Origin of the sequence: Paenibacillus sp. NRS-1781 (genome assembly GCF_050467745.1) — a bacterium.
Taxonomy (GTDB): domain Bacteria; phylum Bacillota; class Bacilli; order Paenibacillales; family Paenibacillaceae; genus Paenibacillus; species Paenibacillus terrae_A.
Genome location: NZ_JBITPI010000055.1, coordinates 1 through 20257, shown reverse-complemented (window position 1 = coordinate 20257; position 20257 = coordinate 1). Strand labels below are relative to the sequence as shown.

The following is a 20257-nucleotide window of genomic DNA, read 5'->3' as shown; positions in this document are numbered from 1 at the left end:
CAGTGTCTCCTGGTATTTCGCACTTCATAGTGTCTTCGTATCGCGCTGTGTGCTGTCTCTGTTGGTCTGTCCTACTTTGTACCGTCAAAAAAATCCAGCTCGGAGAGATCGTTTTCGAAGGCAAAAAAGCGCTTGGGTCCCAAATGCAGCAATTCATCCCGGCGGGTAATCGGCACCACGTAAAAGCCCCAACGGCTGTCACCAGCAAAAACAAAGTATTTCGTCTCGCCGTTGCGAATAGAGTCGGTATCATCCTGCGGAATATCCCGCCCATACAGCACGGCGATTTCCTCATACGGCATCGGCTCAAAGGCTTCTGACCGACTGCGGTACACATGGCGCTGACGCAGCTTTCCACCATTCGCCGTTAGGAAAAATTCCACCTCGGCCGCATGGGACGGCCTGGAAATAGAGCCGCGCACGCGGTTGCTTTCCAAGCTCGCAATCAGTTCCTTCTCGCGCCCCGTATGCGTCCATGCGCTGACGGTATACGGAATGGCCGGAATATGATTGGTAATGACAGGCTCAATCGTGCCCATTTTTTTGGCGTTCAGATAACGGATAGCTCCGCGCAGACAGGCCATTTTCAGTTCAGGAACCCGGCTCAGGTCTTCCGCCTTCTGACGGAACTCAATGCTGCGTCCCGGTACAAATTCCTTGAGCGCCTCACGAAACACATCAATTCGGCAAGACTGCCCGGTCAGCTTGATAATCGAATAATCCTGCAAGCGCCCCTCCTGATAAAAATCATCCAGAAACTTGCGAACAATATTATAGATATCCGCCTTGAGAAGCTGCTGTATTTCACGGATATTGAACACTACATCTGGCAATCCATATTCATCACGAAAACGTCCATTTTCGATGACTGAAACCAGCCAACGATCCATCACGGCAATGTTCAGGTCACTTTCGGCGGAAAATACCTGCTCGGATTCGAAGCGGCTGCGCAGGATACCTGTGCGTAAGAAAAATTCCTTTTTCATATTTTCCGCCGCGTTCCACAGCAGATGAAAATTGCTTAGCACCCGCTGATATTCATCCCGTGTGGCATGCTCATACTGTTTGAACGCCGTAGGCAAGATGGCCTCTGCCTCTCGATAACGTTCCTCCAGTCCGGCGTACACGGCATCTACGCCAAACTCATCCACATGGCGGTACAAATCCCCGGAAGGAATGCCGATCAAGGCATCGATATCAGTATCAGGCAATCGCGTTTCCGCAGCATAATAGCCTGCAAACACAATTTTCATGAACTGCATAATCCGATACGTCAGATTGTTTCCGCCAAAATTGGTGTCCCCATTTTCATATGTGGTGTGAATATCAAGCTTATAGGCAATGCGTCCATCCTCAATGCGGAATCGGCAGGATGATAAATCCGTTGTGCCTCCACCACAATCAATCACAAGAGCCTGATATTCCTCACCATCCGCAAACGTCCCTCGTTCCATCTGGTCTGCCAGTGTATTGTACAGTACAGCCAGCCCTTCATCCAGTGCATCCTCTGCTTCAATCCGATAATCCGGTAAAATATCGCTAAACATCTCGATAAACTGAGGCTGTAGCTTGACGGGTGCTGAAAAATGAAGGTTACGAAACCGGCACTTGAATTGCTGCTCGGCTGTGGCAATCACATAGCGGATAAAAGCCGCCAGAATGTCGCTGCGGGAAGCAGTCGCCGTATTTCCCTCGGAATCCATTAATTCCTCGGTTCGCTTATAGTCGTTGACCCAGCGCTTAATACCCCGTAGTACCGTCGCCCGGCTGCCCGCTACATCCGTTCCACGTAGTGCTTCCTCTCCGAATACATATACGATATGCTCCGGGTTAGAGCAGTCCGCAACACGAATGGCAGTCGGCAACACCTCGATCCAATCCCTCTCCGCTCCCTCCGGGCCGGGGAAGGACACATAGTTGATCGCATTCAGCCGTACCGTGCTGCTCATGCCCGCATCCGGGGCAGTAACGTAGGAGCTGTCCAGATATGCGCCTGCCGTTGTGTTGGAAGTACCAAAATCAACCGCCAGTACCGCATCTGTCGTTTCTGTACCACGAATAATCAGCTCTGCTACCGGAATACGTTGACCTTGAAGCTTCAATGGCAGCATCGGCTTATCTCCATAGTAGAGGTTATAAAAATATTCCGACTCCTGTCTTCGCAGAAACAACAGGCTGTAATTATGATTGGCCGTCTCCCGCAGTTCAGCATCGAGATGTCGCGAAAGATAATATACGCCTGTCCGACCCTCGTCCTTCACCAAATTCAAAATACCGCACAGGTCGCCTACCGCATTCACCAGCAGCACATTAGACGCATTCAGCCAGGGCAAGTCGGATTCAATCCTGTAATTGTCCATTCGACCAGTACGAACACCCTGATACAGCGTGATTTTGGCGGGAACCCGGATACCGCCGCTCTCCTGCCGTCGATCATTCCAATTTCGCCGCAGTGCTGATTCGATGCGCTCGAAGCCGTCAAGATTGGGCCGGGTAATGAGCAGGTGCTCCTCTGCACTCCGAAACCGCAAAATGACGCGGATCAACTCCTCATGTGCCAGACGATTAGCAAAGCCCTCGACCAGCCGCTCCTTATCGCATATCCCACGTAGCTGAAAGGTCGTCATTTGCTCTAGCTCCGCCCGCGTGTATTTCGCCGTGAAGCGAATGCCTTTTCGATCGGTGAGCGGGTCAAGCAACCTGTATGTATAGGGTCCGTTCATCGTTCACATGTCCTTTCTTAGCCATTTGGCCTTCAATAGAGGGCAATAGCGTCTATTTTCATCGTCGGGTCTGCATCCAAAATACCGAAATGGCGTGTCCAATACAGCTCAATCGTAAAACGCGCCGGAAGAAATAAATCCAGAATTAAATCCGCTTTAATCCGTGACAACTGCGTTTCCTCCTGCCCAATATAGATAAGCAATTCGTCCTTTTCCTCACAATTGGTATAAATGATCGAACGGTGGAAAACGCGGCGCATCGTTTCTTTTAACAAGTGTACAGCTTCCCCCGTCTCATACAGACGCAGCAATCCTTCGGCAATCGCATCCTGCTCCTCACGGTTTAACTGTGCAAAGCTTTCGCTCACCTTCGGGCCAAAAATGCCGTTCTCGATGTCACGCTGAACAAACCGGATATGGTACTCCCGCCGATTCATACCTTGATATAAATCAGTCTCTGCCAGAAAATGTATCATAATATCGAACAGCGATTCTCTGAGCTCCAGGTACTCTTCAGCATCCGGCGGAAACAAGTCCCGAAAAATAGAATAAAAGCGGTAGTACGGATTGATTTCCACCACCTGCTCCAGCTCGGATGTATTCAGCTCGGTCAGACTCAGCTCCATATAAGGGGAGTAGCTAACAGCGGGTACAAACCGGAAGCTATTCACATCTAACTCCTGTTCCCTCGCGCGCATAAGCAAATCCCAGACGTAATTCACAGCCATTCTCCTTCACATTTGTATTCCGGGAAATACATCTGCACTTCCGACACCAGAAAGCTCATCAAGTCGGATAAAATATAAGCGGGAAATGTTGGCGAAGCATCCGCAGAAGCGTGTCTGAACCCCAATCGCATGATCTGCTTGCCTTCTTCGGTCCGCACGTTGTCACTGACAAACGGATTTAACGGATACGTCTGAGTTTTGGATAAAAGCTTGCTCACATCATTTCTGCCTGTGCCTCCCCAAATGTCCACACGCTCCAATTCCAATCCCTGTGCAGCTTCAAAAGAATGTACAATGCGCGTAATTTCCGCTTTGGCCCGGACGATCACAGCCTGTTTACCTGCATAGCGGCCCAAAAAGCTGTCCTGCCGCCGATTGGACAACACCGGATAGGTCTGACGACTAAGCCGCGTTAGAACGGGCTTCGTAACCTTCAACACATTCCATTCGCCGGACTTATCACGTGGCGTTACAATTGTCAGTTCCTCTTCCGTGCGTTTGATATACCGAATATCTCCTTCAGCTCCGTCAATCAGGTAGCCATGCTCGGGCCCTGTTTTACTTAAAGGAAGCACATGCTCATAGTTCACATGATCTATAGCCGGTATTGGGAAACCACTGTTTTTCAGAGACAGTCGTTCAATGTTCCAAAGTGGAAAAACATCCACCTTCTTGAAACCATCGAATTCCTCCAATGAGATCGTAATTTCGTGAATTTCCTCATCAGCGTCGGGCTCGCCTTCTCCTCCAACCAGTACACAATCGACAAATTTATAAGCGTACGGGTGATTAATCGTTTTCCACGGCATGCCATTTTGCATGAACATCAGATACAGCTTCTCAATCTCTAAAATATAAGAACGATTGTGCTCCAGACGAAAACGAATCGGATAGCTTCCGGTTTCCGTTACCAATGTTCCCCCGAAAACCCGTTTGCTGCGTACAAGCGCGGTGATCTGCTCGGTCTCCATCTCCAAAAAAAGGGTGAAAAGCGGCAACGCTCCGCCTTCCCGAACGACCTCTGCCACACGGCTAATATCCATCACCTTGTCCTTGGTATCTGACGGCAACACTGGATATAAAAATTCATGAATCGGATCATAGTCCTCACGTGATGTCAATGACACATACACGTCAAACTTCTCTTCCGTATTCTCAATTTCCTCAAATACCCGCCGTTCCAACTGGCGGGTCATTTCTTCCTGATATTCGACGAGGTTCATAAACACTCCCGCCATCATATTTTTCAGCAAACGTCTCTGCTCCAGATCTTCCATCTTGCTCAAACGGTCCTGTACCAGTTCTTTCACGACGCCTCACTCCTTTTCCGGCTCCAGCATTCATTGAGCATGAAAACCTTAACTTCCGTTCGCAGCCCCCTAATTCTGGCTACCTGAATCAGACGCACCCTCTGCTTTGGAAGCAGAATCAGCAGTTCCTTGCTCCTTGCTGGCGGGTGCCTTCGTCGAAGAGGCATTCCCATCACTCGTGCTGCCGTTTTTTGTAGCTGCTGAAGCTTTCTTCTTCGCGTCCGCTGTACCCCCTGAACTCGTTGTCGCAGCATTCCCCGTAGCTGTCGCAGCCTTGGTTTGCGATGCTGTAGCAGCGGGCGCGGCAGCCGAAGCTTCGTCCGTTATGTCCCCCGCACTCGTATCGTTTAGCGCCCCGTCAGATAGTCCCGCTCCAGCAGCAAGCTGACCATTTTTCTGCTGGTCCGCACTCTGTTTCTCCTCTGCCTTCGCAATACTCCGCTCCAGTGCCAGCACACTTTCCAGCTTGCCGATTTCCTGATAAATCTCCTGTGCCCCGCTATAAGCGTCAATGGCTCCTTCATAATCCAGGTCCTTCATCAGCCGATCCCCTCTGGCCTGTAGCTTGCCAGCCTGAATTTCCTTGAGCTGCTGCTGGATGGCCGTCATTTTATCATTAGTCTCGGTAATCTTTTTCTCCAGCTCTTTTTGCGCAGATGTATAACCGGATTCCATGGCAGCTTTATTCGCCTTCGTATATAGCTTGAGTGCACTCGCGTAATCTCCGCCCTGAAATTTCAAATCTCCGTCCCTCATCCAGCTGGCTGTCTCGGCATAGGTGTCGAGTTGGTCGATTTTTTTCTCAATATCCTTCACATTAAACGGCGGGTACAGACCGGCACTTTTCCGCGCTTTATCATAGCTCGCTTCGGCTTTGGTAAAGTCTGCTTTTTCCACATATCCGTCTCCGTCAACCATAAGTTGAGATACTTTCTGCTCTGCCGTATACAGTCGCTTGTGAATCTTATCGTTAATTTTAACTGCCGCGTTTTTCGCTTCACTGTAGGACTTGAGTGCCTTCGCATAATCTCCTGCCCTGGCGTAATCATCCGCGGCCTGAGCCGATTCGACCATCGTTTCCAGCGCAGCAGCCTTGTTCGCAGCCATACGGGCCAGGGTAATCCACGCTCCTCCGCCTACGATCACAAAGGCGAGCAACGCAATCAAAATCCGTTTGATCAGCTTGCGGCGGTTCTTAGGCTTTTCCTGAAAAATCTTGTTCACATAAATGGCGGCAGCCGTATAATTGTTCACCGCCCGGCGCTGCTTGCTCAACAGAACCTCTTCCAGCGTATCCGTCAGCATAACCGGGTCCTTTGCTTCCTCCAGCGCACCCAACATTTCCGCCAGCTCAACATCTTCCCACATCCCGGATGTGGCAAGCAGCATGACATCTCCATCTGCAAGCTGCGTCTTTTTGGCATAATGAGCATGAACCCCATTCGGATTTCCCAGGTATTCCAGCAGATTGCCCCGTTCCTCATGCGTGCTGGTCGCTTCGTCGGGAATACGTCCGTCATCCGCCAATGACTGAGCCAAGCTATGATCCTTACTGCGAAAATTAAGCCGTCCATTGCGAAAATGATACAGTCTCACATTACCGCACGAAACATATACCATTTTGTTGTAGTTGGTCACCACCATGAGCAGACTGGCCTTGAGCCGTACACGGCGGCTTTCGAATTGCAGCCAGTCCTGCGCTTCACGCAGGTCTCTCATTAGGCGCCGCTTGGACATGGAAGGCTTCTCCATGAAGTTCTCCAGCACCGTTTTGACAACCATTTCCGCGCTGCGCAGCTCCTGATCCGAATCCAGACCGTCTGCGAGGACATAACAGGCCATGTCGTCCGTCTCCATGAATGCAAAATAGTCCCGGTTGTCTATGTAAGAGCCCGCTTCCGACACAAAGCCGGTACTAAAATCGCTGTTGTCCTTGCGCATCGCTACCCCCGTCTTTCTGGTTTCATCCTATCGCCAACATAACCACTGTCGCATTATCCTGACTTTTAAAGCCTTTATCATTAATCATATCAATCATCGCTTCCGCCATTTCCTGCGGTGCTTCACCCTTGCGCATGATCTCTTCCAGCTCAATCTCCGTCAGTGCCTCCTGAATGCCATCGCTGCACAACAGCACATGATCGCCTGCGTATAGGCGAATCGGCGCCGCACCAAGCTCCATGCTCTCAAAGCCCTCGTAGCCCAAATAATTAACCAATTGATTGCGAACCGGACTCGTTTTGGCCTCTTCCGAGGTCATTTGCCCAGCCAGCACGCGTTCCTCCAGCAAGGTTTCCGCCGTATGCTTGGAATTAACATTTTGAAAATGACCATTGCGGTAAATCGTAATCAGGCTATCGCCCACCGCTCCGTAATACAACTGATAGCCACAAATAATGACCGCCGCCAGCGTCGTTCCTCCACCCTGCCCATTCAAATTTTGCAAAATACCGCGATTGCTCTGAGTTGCCGCTTCTGCAAAATAACCGTTCAGGTTCGACGCATCCTCCAGTTTGGCGAACGCCTTCGTAAAGGTTGTCACCGCTAACGTACTGGACATGCGCCCATTAGCCAGTCCGCTGATGCCATCTGCGACAACCGCCAGCGTACCGACAGATGTCGTCATACTTGCAAAATAATCATCCTGCTCGCTTCGGCTCCCGATCGTTTGACCATTTCCGATCTCAATTCCACTCACGGTACGGCTGCCGGGACTTCGCGTCAGCCGCATGCGGATCATGAGAAGAACAGCGAATAGCACCGCAGCTCCGCATACAACAAAATAAGGCTGCATTTCGTTACCTCCCTGCACCATGCCCACTTCCGTCCTAGTTTTCGTTGTCCCACTCAAAATGGGCACCGCACAGCGGGATAAAGATAAATTTGCTATGTCCCAGCTGAATCACGTCATAAGCAGCCAGCTCTGCTGGTGAATATACCGCCTCGTTATTGTGGTACGCCAAGCCTGACGAGTCCCCTGGCAGCAAATAGAAATTACGCTTCTTCGGATCATACACAATGACCGCATGATTTCTGCGGGAAATTGTGTTGTCCCCAATAATACGGACATGCATTTCCTCGGCGCGTCCAATAAAGTTTTTCTCGGCCATAATCCGATAGTCCTGACCCACCTGCGCTCCTTCGATGCATACCAGCCATCCGGTTACCGGGTGAATCCCCGTGGTTTCGCCCAAATACGGCATCGTTCTGTCATCGTCTCCCACACCGTTAGTTTTTGCCGTTGGTTCAACATTTTTGGGTGCGGCTACATTTACCACCGTATTACAGTAAGGACACGTATTTCCGTGCTTTCGTGTACTGAACATGTGTCCGTTCGGGCATCTTGTCAAACTCATAATCGGTTCCTTCCCCCATTGTCATGATTGTCTTTTTCAGCTATTTAACGAGCAGTCTCGTATTGGCGATATATAATAAATCACCTGTGTAAATCCGATACGGCTCACCGCTTTCCAGCTTCTTGGTTACACTTTCGTTCGCAGGACGTAGCCCGGTACCGTTACCAGAATCCACATCCTCCACAAACCAGTCGCTGTTCACCCGGTTGAGCACCGCATGCTCCACGCTTACAAGAGATGCATAATCTGTACCTGCCAAATCAATATCCGCCTCGGAACGAGCCGTTGTTTTTCCGATCAGGAGCGACGTTTCGCCTTCGATATACCATTCTTTAATGGATTCGCCCTCTTCATCCATCAGTATCAGCTTGGCAATCCGATTGCGCTGTGTCTTTGGCTTCGCCACACGTTCAACTGACACCAGATTACGCAGTATGTATACAAGCACGCCGATTCCGATACCTACCACGACCACGGTTTTCAAACCGCTGTAGCCTGTACGACTAAACATATAAAAGGCGATCGCCAGCATCAGCCCGAACATGGCAACATCTATGATGAAAACCCATCTGTTCTGCGCCGTTTTCACTGCTTGCTTCCCCCGTTTCTATCCTGAAATCATCACTTTTTACGAATACCAAAAAACTGGTTAAACATCGCTGAGGTATCCGTCGGATCACCGGATTTTTTCGTCTTTTTCCCTGGTGATCCTTCCTTCGTTTTCGGATGAAAACCGAAAAATTGTTCAAAATCCGTACCTATATCAGCCGGATTAAATCCTTTGGCTGCGGGGCGCACACCGCCAGATGCCGTCCCTCTTCCTCTCTCTGGCTGCGGTCCGCCAGCTCCCTCTGCTTTTCGGATGAGCTCGGCATCGTATGCCTGCCGCAATGCTTCGTCACGCAAGGTATTGTAAGCCTCGTGAATCAGCTTGAACTTGCGCGTTGCCTCCTCGCTTCCCTGGTTGGTATCCGGATGATACTTTTTGGCCAGTTTGCGGTAAGCCTGCTTAATATCTGTCTCCGAAGCATCCCGGCTGACACCGAGCAGCTCATAATAGTTGGTCATTGTGTGATGTTCCCCTCTCCGAAAAAAACAAATATTAAGAGACCCGGGGGCCTCTTAATATTGATCCACCCTACGCTTGCACGTGGAGTGAGTGTGTGTTCAAGCTGCGCTTAACGTCAGGACGTCAAGCTTAAACCGGATATCCGCCGTCGATCGTAGCCAGCTCGGTTTTGTCTTTCTTTTGTTTGATGAAGAGTGTAAATGCACCTACACCTTCTGTGTCGCCAAAGTGCTCGTTGTAGTCTACAACGAATGCATTCGGGAAGTAGATTTTGCGCACAACTTGATCAGCTGCGATAACTTCCAGTGTTACTTTACGGTAGCTGTCTGCTTTTTCAGCAGGAACCAGGGACCACAAAGCCAGTTTCAGCGTGTCATCCGCGCTGTCGCCGTCTACAGCTGTGATAATTTTACCGCTGATGCGCAGCGTAGAGCCTACGTCAGTGGAGCGTGCATTGGAGTCGTCCGGTGTATCGGTGTCATAAATAACCGTTTGGATGTTATCCAAGCCCAGCTCGATTGTTTCTTGCCCTTCAACTTTCAATCTGAATCCCATGTGTGTTGCCTCCTTGAAATTAGGTAATATGATGGCGGGAGAAGCAGGGCTTCTCCGCAATTTATGTATAAAGGCGGTTCTGGATAGAAACGCCTCTAACATCTTTCGTAGCGCTCGGATCATGATTTGACCGAGCTGGTTCCTTTAGTAATCATGACTTCCAGGTTCTTCACATTGCCATTGAAGACCAGATCGATATGGCACATATTGCTTTTCTCATCAATAATGAAGCTCATATCGTCTCCATCCTGAATGATCGAGTTCACAGATCCTCTGCTGCCCAGCCATTTGCTCTTTTGGCTGCTCGGATTGTTACTGAAGAAGCGGATGATATTTTCGTGCTTGAAGTCTCCTGTCTGGTAGCGCAAAATACGTTCAATATATGTGCTGACCAGCGTTTTGTAGATGGAGTCAAAGCCGTCCTCGGACATCGCCATGCTTCTCGCCTTGTAAACAGTAATCCGGCGGATATCCTTATCCTGGATCTGAGCATTCTCGGATGAGAACACAAAGCCGAAGTTTTTACGGTTGATGGCATCCTTGATTGTGTTGGTGAACCCGGTGATTTCCTTGGCCATCGTCGTCACTGTGCGCAGACTGTTGTCTCCCGCTTCGATGTCGAAGCGTACGCCAGGGAAATTTTTGTTGACCGTTTTGAACGTCTCACGCAGGTACTCAGGACACTGATAAGAAGCGACCAAACCAGCGGCAACGTAGGCTGCACCCACATAAACCCCTTCGATCCACAGCTTGAGAATATCCTCTTTCTCCTTGGAGAGCTGCACACCGCTTTCGGTCTGTAGCATTTTGCTGTCGATAATGACACCCGATTTATCCTTCGGAATAATCGTGAAGTTCGGTACGCAAGGAATCGCAAATTCGCTGTATTCTCTGCGAACGAGACTGGCGCACTTGTCGACATATTTGTCGATGCCTGCTGTCGCCATACTGTTGAAAGTCGTTTCTTCACCGGATTCAAAATTAAAGAACATTTGAATTTTGTAATCCTTCACGACTTGCAGCAGCATCGAGAGCGATTCCATCGAATTTCCGCCCTGCTTAACGACCTTCTCGTTGCCCTTAAAGCGTTCACGTGAAACCTTCACCTTACCGGCTGCTTCCAGCTCGACGGATGGAACGATACCGAACCAGATCGTGTCGCTGAATTCATTTTTGGCATTCACGGTGTTCAGATACGTTTCCAGACGCGGGATATTGCTGCTTTTCACCAGCATGTCCAGCTTGTTATTGGCCACCAGCATGGTTGGCAACATACCTTTGCTCTTCGTTGCATATTGATCAAAGAACATTTTGACGCCGAGGATTTTTTCCACAAGCGGCTTAACCGCCTTTACGAAATCATCCTTGGCATTTTTATAGAACTCCAGATACGTGTTGTAGTTCTGAACTTCAACCGCTGTATCGACCTTAGTCTGAACAGCTGGCAGCGGCACAAACGTGCGTACCACCAAATCCTTCACATAGTCGGAAGGCGTATCCGTAATCGAGTTGTAATCTTCCTCGAACACCTGTGACAGATCGCCCGTGCTGTTCTCGTCCAGTAGCATCAGTTCGGTGCTGTCACTCTTCGGTGCTTCAATAATTTTCAGCTCGCCGCTTTCCCCAATAGAAAGCATACCCACCTGGATCAGCTCACCGGAGTTTTCCTCCTGGGCGCCACCGAGTAAAAGGCGGGTTTTGATATCTTCAATCGCCAGTGGCAGCATTGCCATAACATTGTTGTAGTTCTGACTCGCTTCCTCGAACATGCCATTCAGCTTGTCGCCCATGTCGAGTTTCTTCGGATCGCCGTCATCCAGCTTGTCGTATTCACCGTACATATAGTGAATTTCTTTGCGGACTTGACGAATATCGTCCATAACCTTTTTCGGAGAAATCATATCCAGCAGATTTTCAAACTTGAAATCCACATTTGTGATTCCTTGACTGCGCTTGGTATCAATGAGTGTAAACAACATTTTCAGAAAATCATTACTTTGATTCACACGAATCTCAGAAATACTGTCCTCATCAATACCCTCTGGCTTTTTGAGAGTGTAGACCACTTTTTGATTAGCAGCGTTAAAAAATGAGTACACGGTCGGTGAAAATTTATCCAAAAATTCGTCGAAGTTGCGCACCAGAAGATGCTCGTTAATTTCCTTGATTTTCTCATCACTCAAGCTGTCAATACCCTTCACATCACCTACAATTGTGATCAGGTCCAGCTTTTCCGGGTTGATTTCTTCAAAAAGCATTGTTCGGTTTGTTTGATAAATGATTTCCATCACTGTCGGCAAACGAATTAAAGTATGAATATACGTCGAAAGCCCCATACACGGACACAGGATGTCCAATTTAGAGCAATCGGATTTCCACGCTTAGTTCTTTTGCCTCCTCCCCCCTACATAACATTCAAATTGGCCAAAGGATTCGGCTCATACTGCATATGCAGTACAGGCATGTAACCTCGAAAATTAGTCCGAAGCGTTCATTTAACTTTTAATTACAAAATTAACAAACGGAGATATGTTGTTCAGATAACAAGGAAAATTGAGATTCTTCTATTCCGTGATCCTACTGTTATCCCAGTTTTTGCCGTTGATACGAGAGTTATCATACAAAGTACCCGTTAGTTTTGTCAATTTCTGTAGCCCCAGATTGAAATAGGGCAATTCGACTCATTTCATGCGTGAATACGTAATTTTTATGATATGTTAGACCTGTTTATTCAGGGAATTATTCACAAATGGAACCCAATTGCCGATAGAAATCCATTGGATATTTCTGATAAGCGTAAAAGTATCAAATTCATGGCTAATGTGAGGGTTAACAGTCTGTTTTTATCCTTTATCCCTTATATACCAAGGATTAGGAGAGTTGGCTCGCCCGCATTGGCCTCGTCGATGGAGGGGCTTATGTTCAGAATGAGGAAATTAGGAATCATTGTTTTCATGACTTTAGTACTATTTTTTCAAATTGGCTCAAATGGGGTCATTTGGACTGTAAATCAGGCCAATGCCGCATCTTTGGGAGCTGTTCCGGTCGAGGGTTATGATGCCGTTTTTGTATTGGATACCAGCTACTCCATGAGGGATACCGATCCTGAAGGCATTGCAGCCGAAGTTATCAATATGTTTATGGATTTGAGTGATGCAGACCGTACACGCGTCGGATTCGTCGCTTACAACCATCATGTAGTCGCCTCGAAGTCGCTGACTTCTATTGCAGTAGCAGCGCAGAAATCCCAAATTCAGCAGGAAATCAGAACGCTGAACCGTTCCGGTTATACAGATTTGGGACTTGGATTGCGTAAAGGCTCGGAACTGCTTGTCGCAGGGACTTCTAAAGGACGTCAGCCTTTTATGATCCTGTTATCCGATGGAGAGACTGATTTTGGAGCCTCTTCCGGTCCCCGCTCCAAAGGAGACTCAAGTAATGACGTATCCTCCGTCATTAAATCTGCCCAGACCAAAGGATACCCGGTGTATACGATTGGTCTCAATCATGACGGGACGGTGAACCGACAAGAACTGGAGCGAATCGCTTCGCAAACGGGGGGAGCTTCTTTTATAACGAGCAGCGCCGAGGATCTGCCAGAAATATTAAACCGTATTTTCGCCAGCCAGATTCGTTCCAAGCTCGTTCCAATCGCGGCCATTACAACCACTGGCGAAATGCAGGAATTAACCGTGGATATACCGGACTCCAGTATGGAAGAAGCCAATCTGGTGCTTTTGTCGGAGCATCCTCTTCAGGAAACACAGCTCTATTCCAATTCAGAAAATGTCCGCAGGTACAAATCGAGTCGATATGCAATTTTAAAGATTGAGCATCCACAGGCAGGGAAGGTAAAGCTGAAGCTGAGGGGTATTCGCGGAGATTTGGTCAAAATCAATTTGCTTGGCAGCTATCGACTGGAAGCCGAGGCCACCATGACAGGAAATAAGGAAACACAAGCCACTGGTAACAAACCCGTGCAGCTGCTTAAAGGACAAGCCATACCGTTCAAGGCTCAGTTGTTGCTGCCGGATGGTCAAAGGCTTACAGACGAAGCCGTATATAAATCGCTTCAAGCCCATATCATCGTTACACCCGTAAAGGGCGGTACAAGCAAAAAGGTACCTATGACTTACAAGTCAGGATTTTTCCAGGCCGAATACGCGTTCCCTCTAACGGGGGATTATACCTGGCAGCTATCTTTGGACAGCCCGCAATGGTATCGCAAGGGAGCAGTTCATACCGTCCATACGGCGAATGCTGCACCGCAGGCTTTAAAAGACCTGACGATTCGTCTGGTGAAGGAAGACGGGGATGCCCGTCGGAGTTTAAGCGAATTCTTTGCTGATCCGAATCATGACAAGCTCACCTATAAGCTGGATTCAGGAGCCTCCGGGGATGCGGCGAATGCTGAGATTAACGGCACAGATCTGCTGTTATCCGGGCTTCACACGGGCGACTCCGAGCTGAAAATTACCGCTACCGATTCGGAAGGAGCATCCAGCAGCGCTACGCTGACCGTTTCCGTAAAGTCCCGATATACAGCCATCAAATGGACGGTAGCTGTCAGTATCGTAGTGGCGGCACTTCTGTACTGGTTCTTGCGGCCAAAGCCGCAGTTTGCAGGAAGAATCGAAGGATATTTCCTCGCGACGGCAAGTGGACAGGAAATTCCGGTAAAATCATGGCCGCTCACCTCCTTTCCGGGCCGGAAGGTCAGCTTGCAGGAGTTATTCCGTACGCTTGACGTTCACGAACCTCTGCCCGAAGCGGAGCGGATTGTCTTTTCCGCGGGTAAAAAAGGGACGCTTGTAGTCAAGCATGATACACGCTGTGCCTTGCAGCACGGGAAAGTCAAAATTGCTCGCAATAAAAAGGCCGTGATGGAGTACAGCGACAAGCTCTACATTACGTTCGAGGACGGTGTTACTGAAATCGAGCTGCGGTACAAGGCGATCAAGCCCAATACCTCCGTGTACACCGATCATATTCAAGCTCCAACAGGATAATGGATAACGTCCGTCGGAAACAAAAAAGGGAAGCGCCGTCTCTTACGATTAACGAACCGTAAGAGTGGGGCGCTTCCCTTTTTTTATCCAATATTCCGCACGCAATGCGGCTTTAAACCATCTGAGCGAGCGGCAACGCTTGTTGGCCCGTACCTCCAGACCACGCCGAATCACGTACGGCAGCAGGGAAAGACCTGCATTTTCGATCTGAATCCGGTCAGCCTGATCTGCAAACAATCTGCCCGGCACATCCGGTGGAGGTGATCCTTTTTGGCAATAATACAGCGTGGCGGCTAAACTGTAGATATCCGACACGGGTCCTTGCTGCGAGCGGTTAGAGTAGAACTCCAGTGGAGAGTAGCCCGCCGTGGTGAAGATCGGATGCTCTTTGCCTTCAAAATGCACAGCCGATCCGAAATCAAGCAGCTTGACGTTGCCATTCTCACCGATCATAATGTTGCCTGGTTTAATATCCCGATGAATAATGCCTTTATCATGAATGTATTCCATGGCGTCAATTAAAGGCAGCAGCGCATGATACAAAAAAGCAGGCTCGCATGTTGGAGCATCCTCTTCCTTCAACACCCTGTCCAGCGTCTTGCCGGCACAATATTCCATGACCAGATAAGCGGTTCCATTTTCTTCAAAGTGATCTATATAACCGACAATACCCGGATGGCTTAATTCCTTGAGCATTTGCCCTTCACGCAAAAAATAATGCATAAACTCCACGTATTTGAATTGCATAGATGCACTACAGGTCACTGTTTTTCGATCCGATCCCCGCAAAGCAAGCGCATTCGGAAAAAACTCCTTAACAATGACCTTTTCTCGATTATCCAACAGCCTTGCCGTATACACGATGGCTAGCTCACTGCGGGACAAGGCGCTTCGAATTTGATATGTATTTCGCAGCTTCGTATTGCGGGCAAGCAAATTCCCGCTTGTATCCACGATCATGACTCGTCCTCCTGTCAGGTTCTTAGCTTATGTCTTTTGTATATATCGGCTTATCACATATCTTTTTATTATACCGTATAATCGAATAATGGAAAAACAAATAACCTGCCATAATCTCCCTCAGAGAAATGATGACAGGTCTTTTGGGATTCATCTGGTACTTAGTTCCTAATTCCTTTTAGCCCAGCTTCGTTTCAGGCTTCATGCTGCGCATGCTGTTGGTATTTTTCTTTCGTTGGCTGCGCAGATTGCCTTGATCCGGAGTTCGGATGGTAAGCGCAATCAGGAACGATACGACACACAGCACAGCAATCGTGGTAAAGGTCGGGATGAAGCCGCCGAGCAAGGCTGCGATAAAGGAACCCGCCAGCGCACCAAGGCCAAAGCCCTGATACACGATACCGTAGTTTTTGCTTTGATTTTTCAGACCGAAGAAATCAGCTACGATGGCAGGAAAGACTGTAATATTACCACCGAAGCAGAAGGCAATCCCTGCTACACAGGCAAAGAACAAACCGTAATTCAGCGGCACCAAACTCAGCACTGCAACTGCGACCGCTGTTGTTAGCAGCGCACCCGCTACCACTTTCAGACGACCGACTTTATCCGACAGCGCACCTAATATGATCCGACCCGCCGTGTTGAAAATAGCGACCATAGCAACCGCATTAGCGGCTGTAGCTACATCCAGTCCTGCCATCCGTACGCCGATATCCTTTACAACTCCAATCAGATACAAGCCACTCATACAAGCTGTGAAGAACATGACGAATAACAGATAAGCCTGCTTGGTGCGCAGCATTTCTTTTACAGTGTAATCACGCTGCACAATTCCATTTTGTACCGAAGGCTTGTTCGCGACTGCTGCTTCCCGTACCAGGAAGGAACCACCTACAATCATGATCAGCACGATCATTCCCCAATACAGAAACGCCTGCGATACGCCAACGGACTGAATTAACGAACCATTGATATACTTAAATATAAGACTGCCTGTTCCGTATGCCCCAACCGAAATACCGGAAATGAGTCCTTTTCTCTCGGGGAACCATTTGATCAGATTAGACAGTGATGTAATATAAGCCGTACCATCCGCAAAGCCTACAACAATCCCCGCCAAAATGTACAACAGGGACAGGGAGGTTACCTGTGAGCTAAGCATAAGTCCAGCGCCCAGCACGATGCCCGCACACAAAATTAGACGACGTAGTCCCCATTTATCCTGTAGCTTGCCTGCGAATAACGTAGCAAACGCCAGCGCAAAGCTGGTAATCGAAAATGTAATGGCGACCGAGCTGAGATTCCAGCCAAAGCGGTCCACCAGCGGTTGATTGAATAAACTCCATGTGTAAATCGTTCCTAAACCCATTTGGACAATAATCGTTCCAAGCACGACCAGCAGGCGGTTTCCGCTGTTTGTTTTCATATAACTCTCCTCTTTTCATTCCGGCTCTACAGCTTCAATTTGTTATCATGATAACCGGGAATCCAGTACGCTTTGCGCCTTGGGAGAAGCAAGTCTGTAAGGATTCTCTCTACATGGATCATTATAACGTTGCATGTATGCCAGAAATCGTTTGAGGAATGAAATGCACCTATAGCGGAATGAAATGCCTTTATAGCCGCATAATTTGCCGGAATTCCTTGGCCTTGCTGCGGCTTACCGGGATCTCCGCGTCCAGACCCCGCAAGCGCAGGAGATACGTATGATTGAACCAGGGTACAATTTCACGGATCTGTGACAGATTTACCGTGTAGGATCGGTGACAGCGGAAAAAGTCCTGCTGCGGCAGTCGGGCATGAAATTCCGAGATGCTCATCGGCATCGTATATTCCTCATGTCTTGTAAAGACACGGGTGACCTTTTCCTGTGCGCACGCATAATAAATATCGTTGGCATCCGTTACGATGATTTTGTCGTTTTTCAGCAGATTGATACGGCCCGGGGCGCTAACGATGCTGGTTTCAGCAGGTCGGGGCTGCGCAGGCTGGGCATTCTCCTGTACCTGAACGTTCCGCTGCTCATAAGCATTTTCCAGCTTGCGCAGCATGGCGGCGATCCGTTTTTCATCATACGGCTTGAGAATGTAATCAAATGCCTCCAGTTCGAAAGCCTGCGCAGCATGCTCTTTGTAGGCGGTCGTAAAAATAATATAAGGCTTTTTGGCAAATTTGCTAATGTTCTGCGCCAGCAGCATCCCGTCCAGCGAAGGAATGTTAATATCGAGAAAAATAGCGTCCGTCTCATGGTCCTGCAAAAAACGGAACACGTCCAGCCCGTCCTCAAAGCTGTTCGTCACTTCAATATGACTGTGGGTCTGAATAAGATACTCCAGCTCTTCACGCGCCGGAATTTCGTCTTCTACAATGATGGCCTTCATGATTGCTCCTTTGGTATGTCAAAATAAACTTCGGTGCCTGGCTCATGCTTGAGAATAATAACCCCTTCGCCATACATGAGCTTGAGTCGTCTATGCACATTATACAAGCCTATCTGTTTGGCCGGAACCCGATCATGATACAGGTTATCTACGACATCATCCCGTATGCCTACTCCTGTATCTGCCACAGAAATCCGCACCTTTTCTCCCCGATCCTTTACGGAAATGGTCACTGTACCCGGTCCCTTTTTCTTGAGAATTCCATGATTAATCGCATTCTCAACCAGCGGCTGAATAATAAGGCTTGGAATGCGCACGGACACCTCGTCCATCACATACTCCACCTGAAGCCGCTTCCCGAAGCGGGCTTTTTCAATTTCCACGTAATCAGACACCTGCTGAAGTTCCTTATGAATTTCGATCAAATCATCATTCAGCTCCAAATTATAACGCAGATATCCCGACAAATTAATGATCAGCTCTCGTGCCTTATCCGGCTTGGTGCGCGTCGTGGAGGCAATGGCGTTCAGTGCGTTGAACAGAAAATGCGGATTAATTTTAGTCTGGAGCGCCTTCAGCTCGGCTTTATTCGCCGCTTCCTTAATTTGCTCCACCCGCGATACTTCCATTAATGTGGAAATAATTTGGGACAAGCCAATCGCCATCGTTTGCAACGGATACGTGATTTTATAAGCTTTGCGGTAGTAAATTTTCAGGGTTCCGGTCACCTCACCCCGTTCCTCCAGCGGGATAATGAGCAGAGACTGGATTTGGGGTGTTTTATCGTCAGCAATATGGTTGCGAATCGTGATTTTACCGCTGCGGATCGTCGATTTGGTCACATCGCTAATGATCTCGTCGCCGATATGATAACGTTCCTCGCCAAAACCAACGTAGGCCAGTACATCTCTGGTATCCGTAATCGCCACCGCGTCTGCCTTAATATCCTCCTTAATGATCGAACAAATGGTATGTAGCGATTCGGCATTAATGGAGCGAAAATAAGGCAGCGTCTTGTTGGCAATATCTAGCGCCAGCTTGGCCTGTCTGGCCGCGATATTTTCCTTTTCCCCCTCGACACTCTGAATCAGCAGAACGATCAGACCGACGCTGACTTGTCCGATAATCATGGGTAGACCTATTTTAGAGACGATGTCCAAACCAAGCTCATACGGTTGTGCCATCACCAGAATGAGCAGCATCGTCAATGTTTCGCAGATCATCCCGGCGGCAATGCCGACCAGCCATCTCTTGGAACGGTCGACTCGGCGCCCGATATATCCCGATACCACACCTGCCAGAATACTCGTAATTAGACACGGAATTGAGGTCACTCCCCCGATATCAATCAGATAACGGTGGATACCCGATACAATACCTGTAATAATCCCGACCCACGGCCCAAACAAAATGCCTCCCGCCATAATCGCAATAATCCGGACATTGACGAGCGAGCCTTCGACTTCAATCCCGGTGTACGTGCCAAACAGTGCAAACATGCAAAAAATCATCGTTAATAGCGTCAGCTCTGCCGGGGAATGGCTGTTCTTTTGCAAGGTTTCCTTAAAACGGGGAATACGAGTAATAAAAAATAGACAAATCAGCAACAACGCTGCGCGCTCAAATAGCTGCATCAGCGTTTCCAAAAAGCCGTTCACATGCGTTCCTCCCAAATATAAACCCATCATCAAGCCTTCTCTACCCCACTCACTATTCACATATTTCAAGATCAATCATGTCATTCCGGGCCCGAATACTCGCCTTCCCGCCAATGGCAGTCAGAATGCCCTTCACCTTCGGATCGGCAAAAGCTTCGTGCAAATGCGTATCTCGTCTCCAGCCTTTAGTTTCGGCGCTTGTTTTCCTATGATCATGGTCATTCCCCCTATATACGAAGCATTTAAACTGCCACAAATTATACCATCAAATTCCATCAAATTATAGCTTTTAGAAATACACTCTCCATTTCCCCTCTCCTTCATACAGCAGTAAAAAACCGGGGATTACCGCTTGATAGCGATATTCCCCGGCTCATTAGCCCGATGATGAAGCTTTAAATATTCAAAATCGTCATAACCGCTGCGACGACAAAACCTACTCCATTAGACACACACATCGAGGGATTAGATAGTGCCGCGACATATGTAAATCGAGTAGGAGGCTACC

At 48.6% G+C, this 20257-nt stretch carries 16 protein-coding genes; 1 reads left to right on the top strand and 15 read right to left on the bottom strand.

What is annotated here, in order from left to right; all coding sequences use genetic code 11:
• Positions 1–71 precede the first annotated feature (71 nt).
• The 10 genes from ACIFO6_RS20135 to ACIFO6_RS20090 all read right to left on the bottom strand — a co-directional run bounded on the left by ACIFO6_RS20135 (position 72) and on the right by ACIFO6_RS20090 (position 12029).
• On the bottom strand, positions 72–2723 hold the full coding sequence (locus ACIFO6_RS20135) for a molecular chaperone (RefSeq protein ID WP_430043248.1): 2652 nt from the start codon (positions 2721–2723) through the stop codon (positions 72–74).
• 32 nt (positions 2724–2755) lie between these two features.
• Positions 2756–3445 carry an iron-dependent peroxidase gene (locus ACIFO6_RS20130; protein WP_430043247.1) on the bottom strand — a complete coding sequence of 230 codons (690 nt, stop codon included), beginning with the start codon at positions 3443–3445 and terminating at the stop codon, positions 2756–2758.
• Complete coding sequence (locus ACIFO6_RS20125; protein WP_430043245.1) at positions 3442–4761, bottom strand: normocyte-binding protein; 1320 nt, start codon at positions 4759–4761, stop codon at positions 3442–3444. Before ACIFO6_RS20125 ends, ACIFO6_RS20130 begins: the two co-directional genes overlap by 4 nt.
• Positions 4762–4830: 69 nt before the next feature.
• Positions 4831–6702 carry a serine/threonine protein phosphatase gene (locus ACIFO6_RS20120; protein WP_430043243.1) on the bottom strand — a complete coding sequence of 624 codons (1872 nt, stop codon included), beginning with the start codon at positions 6700–6702 and terminating at the stop codon, positions 4831–4833.
• 22 nt (positions 6703–6724) lie between these two features.
• Positions 6725–7555 (bottom strand): PP2C family protein-serine/threonine phosphatase, encoded by an 831-nt coding sequence (locus tag ACIFO6_RS20115; protein WP_430043241.1) that lies wholly within the window; start codon positions 7553–7555, stop codon positions 6725–6727.
• Between the two features lie 34 nt (positions 7556–7589).
• Positions 7590–8117, bottom strand: coding sequence for an FHA domain-containing protein (locus tag ACIFO6_RS20110; protein ID WP_430043239.1), 528 nt, complete (start codon positions 8115–8117; stop codon positions 7590–7592).
• Positions 8118–8157: 40 nt separating this feature from the next.
• Entirely contained in the window at positions 8158–8706 is a 549-nt protein-coding gene (locus tag ACIFO6_RS20105; protein ID WP_430043238.1) for an FHA domain-containing protein, read from the bottom strand.
• Positions 8707–8738: 32 nt separating this feature from the next.
• Positions 8739–9185 carry a DnaJ domain-containing protein gene (locus ACIFO6_RS20100; protein ID WP_430043235.1) on the bottom strand — a complete coding sequence of 149 codons (447 nt, stop codon included), beginning with the start codon at positions 9183–9185 and terminating at the stop codon, positions 8739–8741.
• 130 nt (positions 9186–9315) lie between these two features.
• Entirely contained in the window at positions 9316–9741 is a 426-nt protein-coding gene (locus ACIFO6_RS20095) for a membrane-associated protease 1 (RefSeq protein WP_430043233.1), read from the bottom strand.
• 119 nt (positions 9742–9860) lie between these two features.
• Complete coding sequence (locus tag ACIFO6_RS20090) at positions 9861–12029, bottom strand: transcriptional regulator (protein ID WP_430043294.1); 2169 nt, start codon at positions 12027–12029, stop codon at positions 9861–9863.
• 618 nt (positions 12030–12647) lie between these two features.
• On the opposite strand from ACIFO6_RS20090, the gene ACIFO6_RS20085 reads away from it, so the two are divergent.
• Positions 12648–14750 (top strand): VWA domain-containing protein, encoded by a 2103-nt coding sequence (locus tag ACIFO6_RS20085; protein WP_430043292.1) that lies wholly within the window; start codon positions 12648–12650, stop codon positions 14748–14750.
• Between the two features lie 48 nt (positions 14751–14798).
• On the opposite strand, the gene ACIFO6_RS20080 is transcribed toward ACIFO6_RS20085, so the two are convergent.
• From ACIFO6_RS20080 to ACIFO6_RS20060, 5 genes are all read right to left on the bottom strand, one after another.
• A complete protein-coding gene (locus ACIFO6_RS20080) occupies positions 14799–15710 on the bottom strand; it encodes a serine/threonine protein kinase (RefSeq protein WP_430043231.1) in 912 nt (303 codons plus the stop codon).
• Positions 15711–15888: 178 nt separating this feature from the next.
• Positions 15889–17136 carry an L-lactate MFS transporter gene (locus ACIFO6_RS20075; protein WP_430043229.1) on the bottom strand — a complete coding sequence of 416 codons (1248 nt, stop codon included), beginning with the start codon at positions 17134–17136 and terminating at the stop codon, positions 15889–15891.
• 190 nt (positions 17137–17326) lie between these two features.
• Positions 17327–18091, bottom strand: a complete 765-nt coding sequence (locus ACIFO6_RS20070) for a LytR/AlgR family response regulator transcription factor (RefSeq protein WP_430043227.1) — start codon at positions 18089–18091, stop codon at positions 17327–17329.
• Positions 18088–19749 carry a LytS/YhcK type 5TM receptor domain-containing protein gene (locus ACIFO6_RS20065; RefSeq protein WP_430043291.1) on the bottom strand — a complete coding sequence of 554 codons (1662 nt, stop codon included), beginning with the start codon at positions 19747–19749 and terminating at the stop codon, positions 18088–18090. The genes ACIFO6_RS20070 and ACIFO6_RS20065 overlap by 4 nt, the downstream gene beginning before the upstream one ends.
• Before the next feature lie 52 nt (positions 19750–19801).
• On the bottom strand, positions 19802–20005 hold the full coding sequence (locus ACIFO6_RS20060; RefSeq protein ID WP_430043226.1) for a hypothetical protein: 204 nt from the start codon (positions 20003–20005) through the stop codon (positions 19802–19804).
• Between the last annotated feature and the right edge of the window lie 252 nt (positions 20006–20257).

Bases quoted from the DNA above. Each gene is read 5' to 3' on its own strand.
- ACIFO6_RS20135 (WP_430043248.1), bottom strand. From the start codon at position 2,723: ATGAACGGACCCTATACATACAGGTTGCTTGACCCGCTCACCGATCGA.
- ACIFO6_RS20120 (WP_430043243.1), bottom strand. From the start codon at position 6,702: ATGCGCAAGGACAACAGCGATTTTAGTACCGGCTTTGTGTCGGAAGCG.
- ACIFO6_RS20115 (WP_430043241.1), bottom strand. From the start codon at position 7,555: ATGCAGCCTTATTTTGTTGTATGCGGAGCTGCGGTGCTATTCGCTGTT.
- ACIFO6_RS20110 (WP_430043239.1), bottom strand. From the start codon at position 8,117: ATGAGTTTGACAAGATGCCCGAACGGACACATGTTCAGTACACGAAAG.
- ACIFO6_RS20100 (WP_430043235.1), bottom strand. From the start codon at position 9,185: ATGACCAACTATTATGAGCTGCTCGGTGTCAGCCGGGATGCTTCGGAG.
- ACIFO6_RS20095 (WP_430043233.1), bottom strand. From the start codon at position 9,741: ATGGGATTCAGATTGAAAGTTGAAGGGCAAGAAACAATCGAGCTGGGC.
- ACIFO6_RS20090 (WP_430043294.1), bottom strand. From the start codon at position 12,029: ATGGAAATCATTTATCAAACAAACCGAACAATGCTTTTTGAAGAAATC.
- ACIFO6_RS20085 (WP_430043292.1), top strand. From the start codon at position 12,648: ATGGAGGGGCTTATGTTCAGAATGAGGAAATTAGGAATCATTGTTTTC.
- ACIFO6_RS20080 (WP_430043231.1), bottom strand. From the start codon at position 15,710: ATGATCGTGGATACAAGCGGGAATTTGCTTGCCCGCAATACGAAGCTG.
- ACIFO6_RS20075 (WP_430043229.1), bottom strand. From the start codon at position 17,136: ATGAAAACAAACAGCGGAAACCGCCTGCTGGTCGTGCTTGGAACGATT.
- ACIFO6_RS20070 (WP_430043227.1), bottom strand. From the start codon at position 18,091: ATGAAGGCCATCATTGTAGAAGACGAAATTCCGGCGCGTGAAGAGCTG.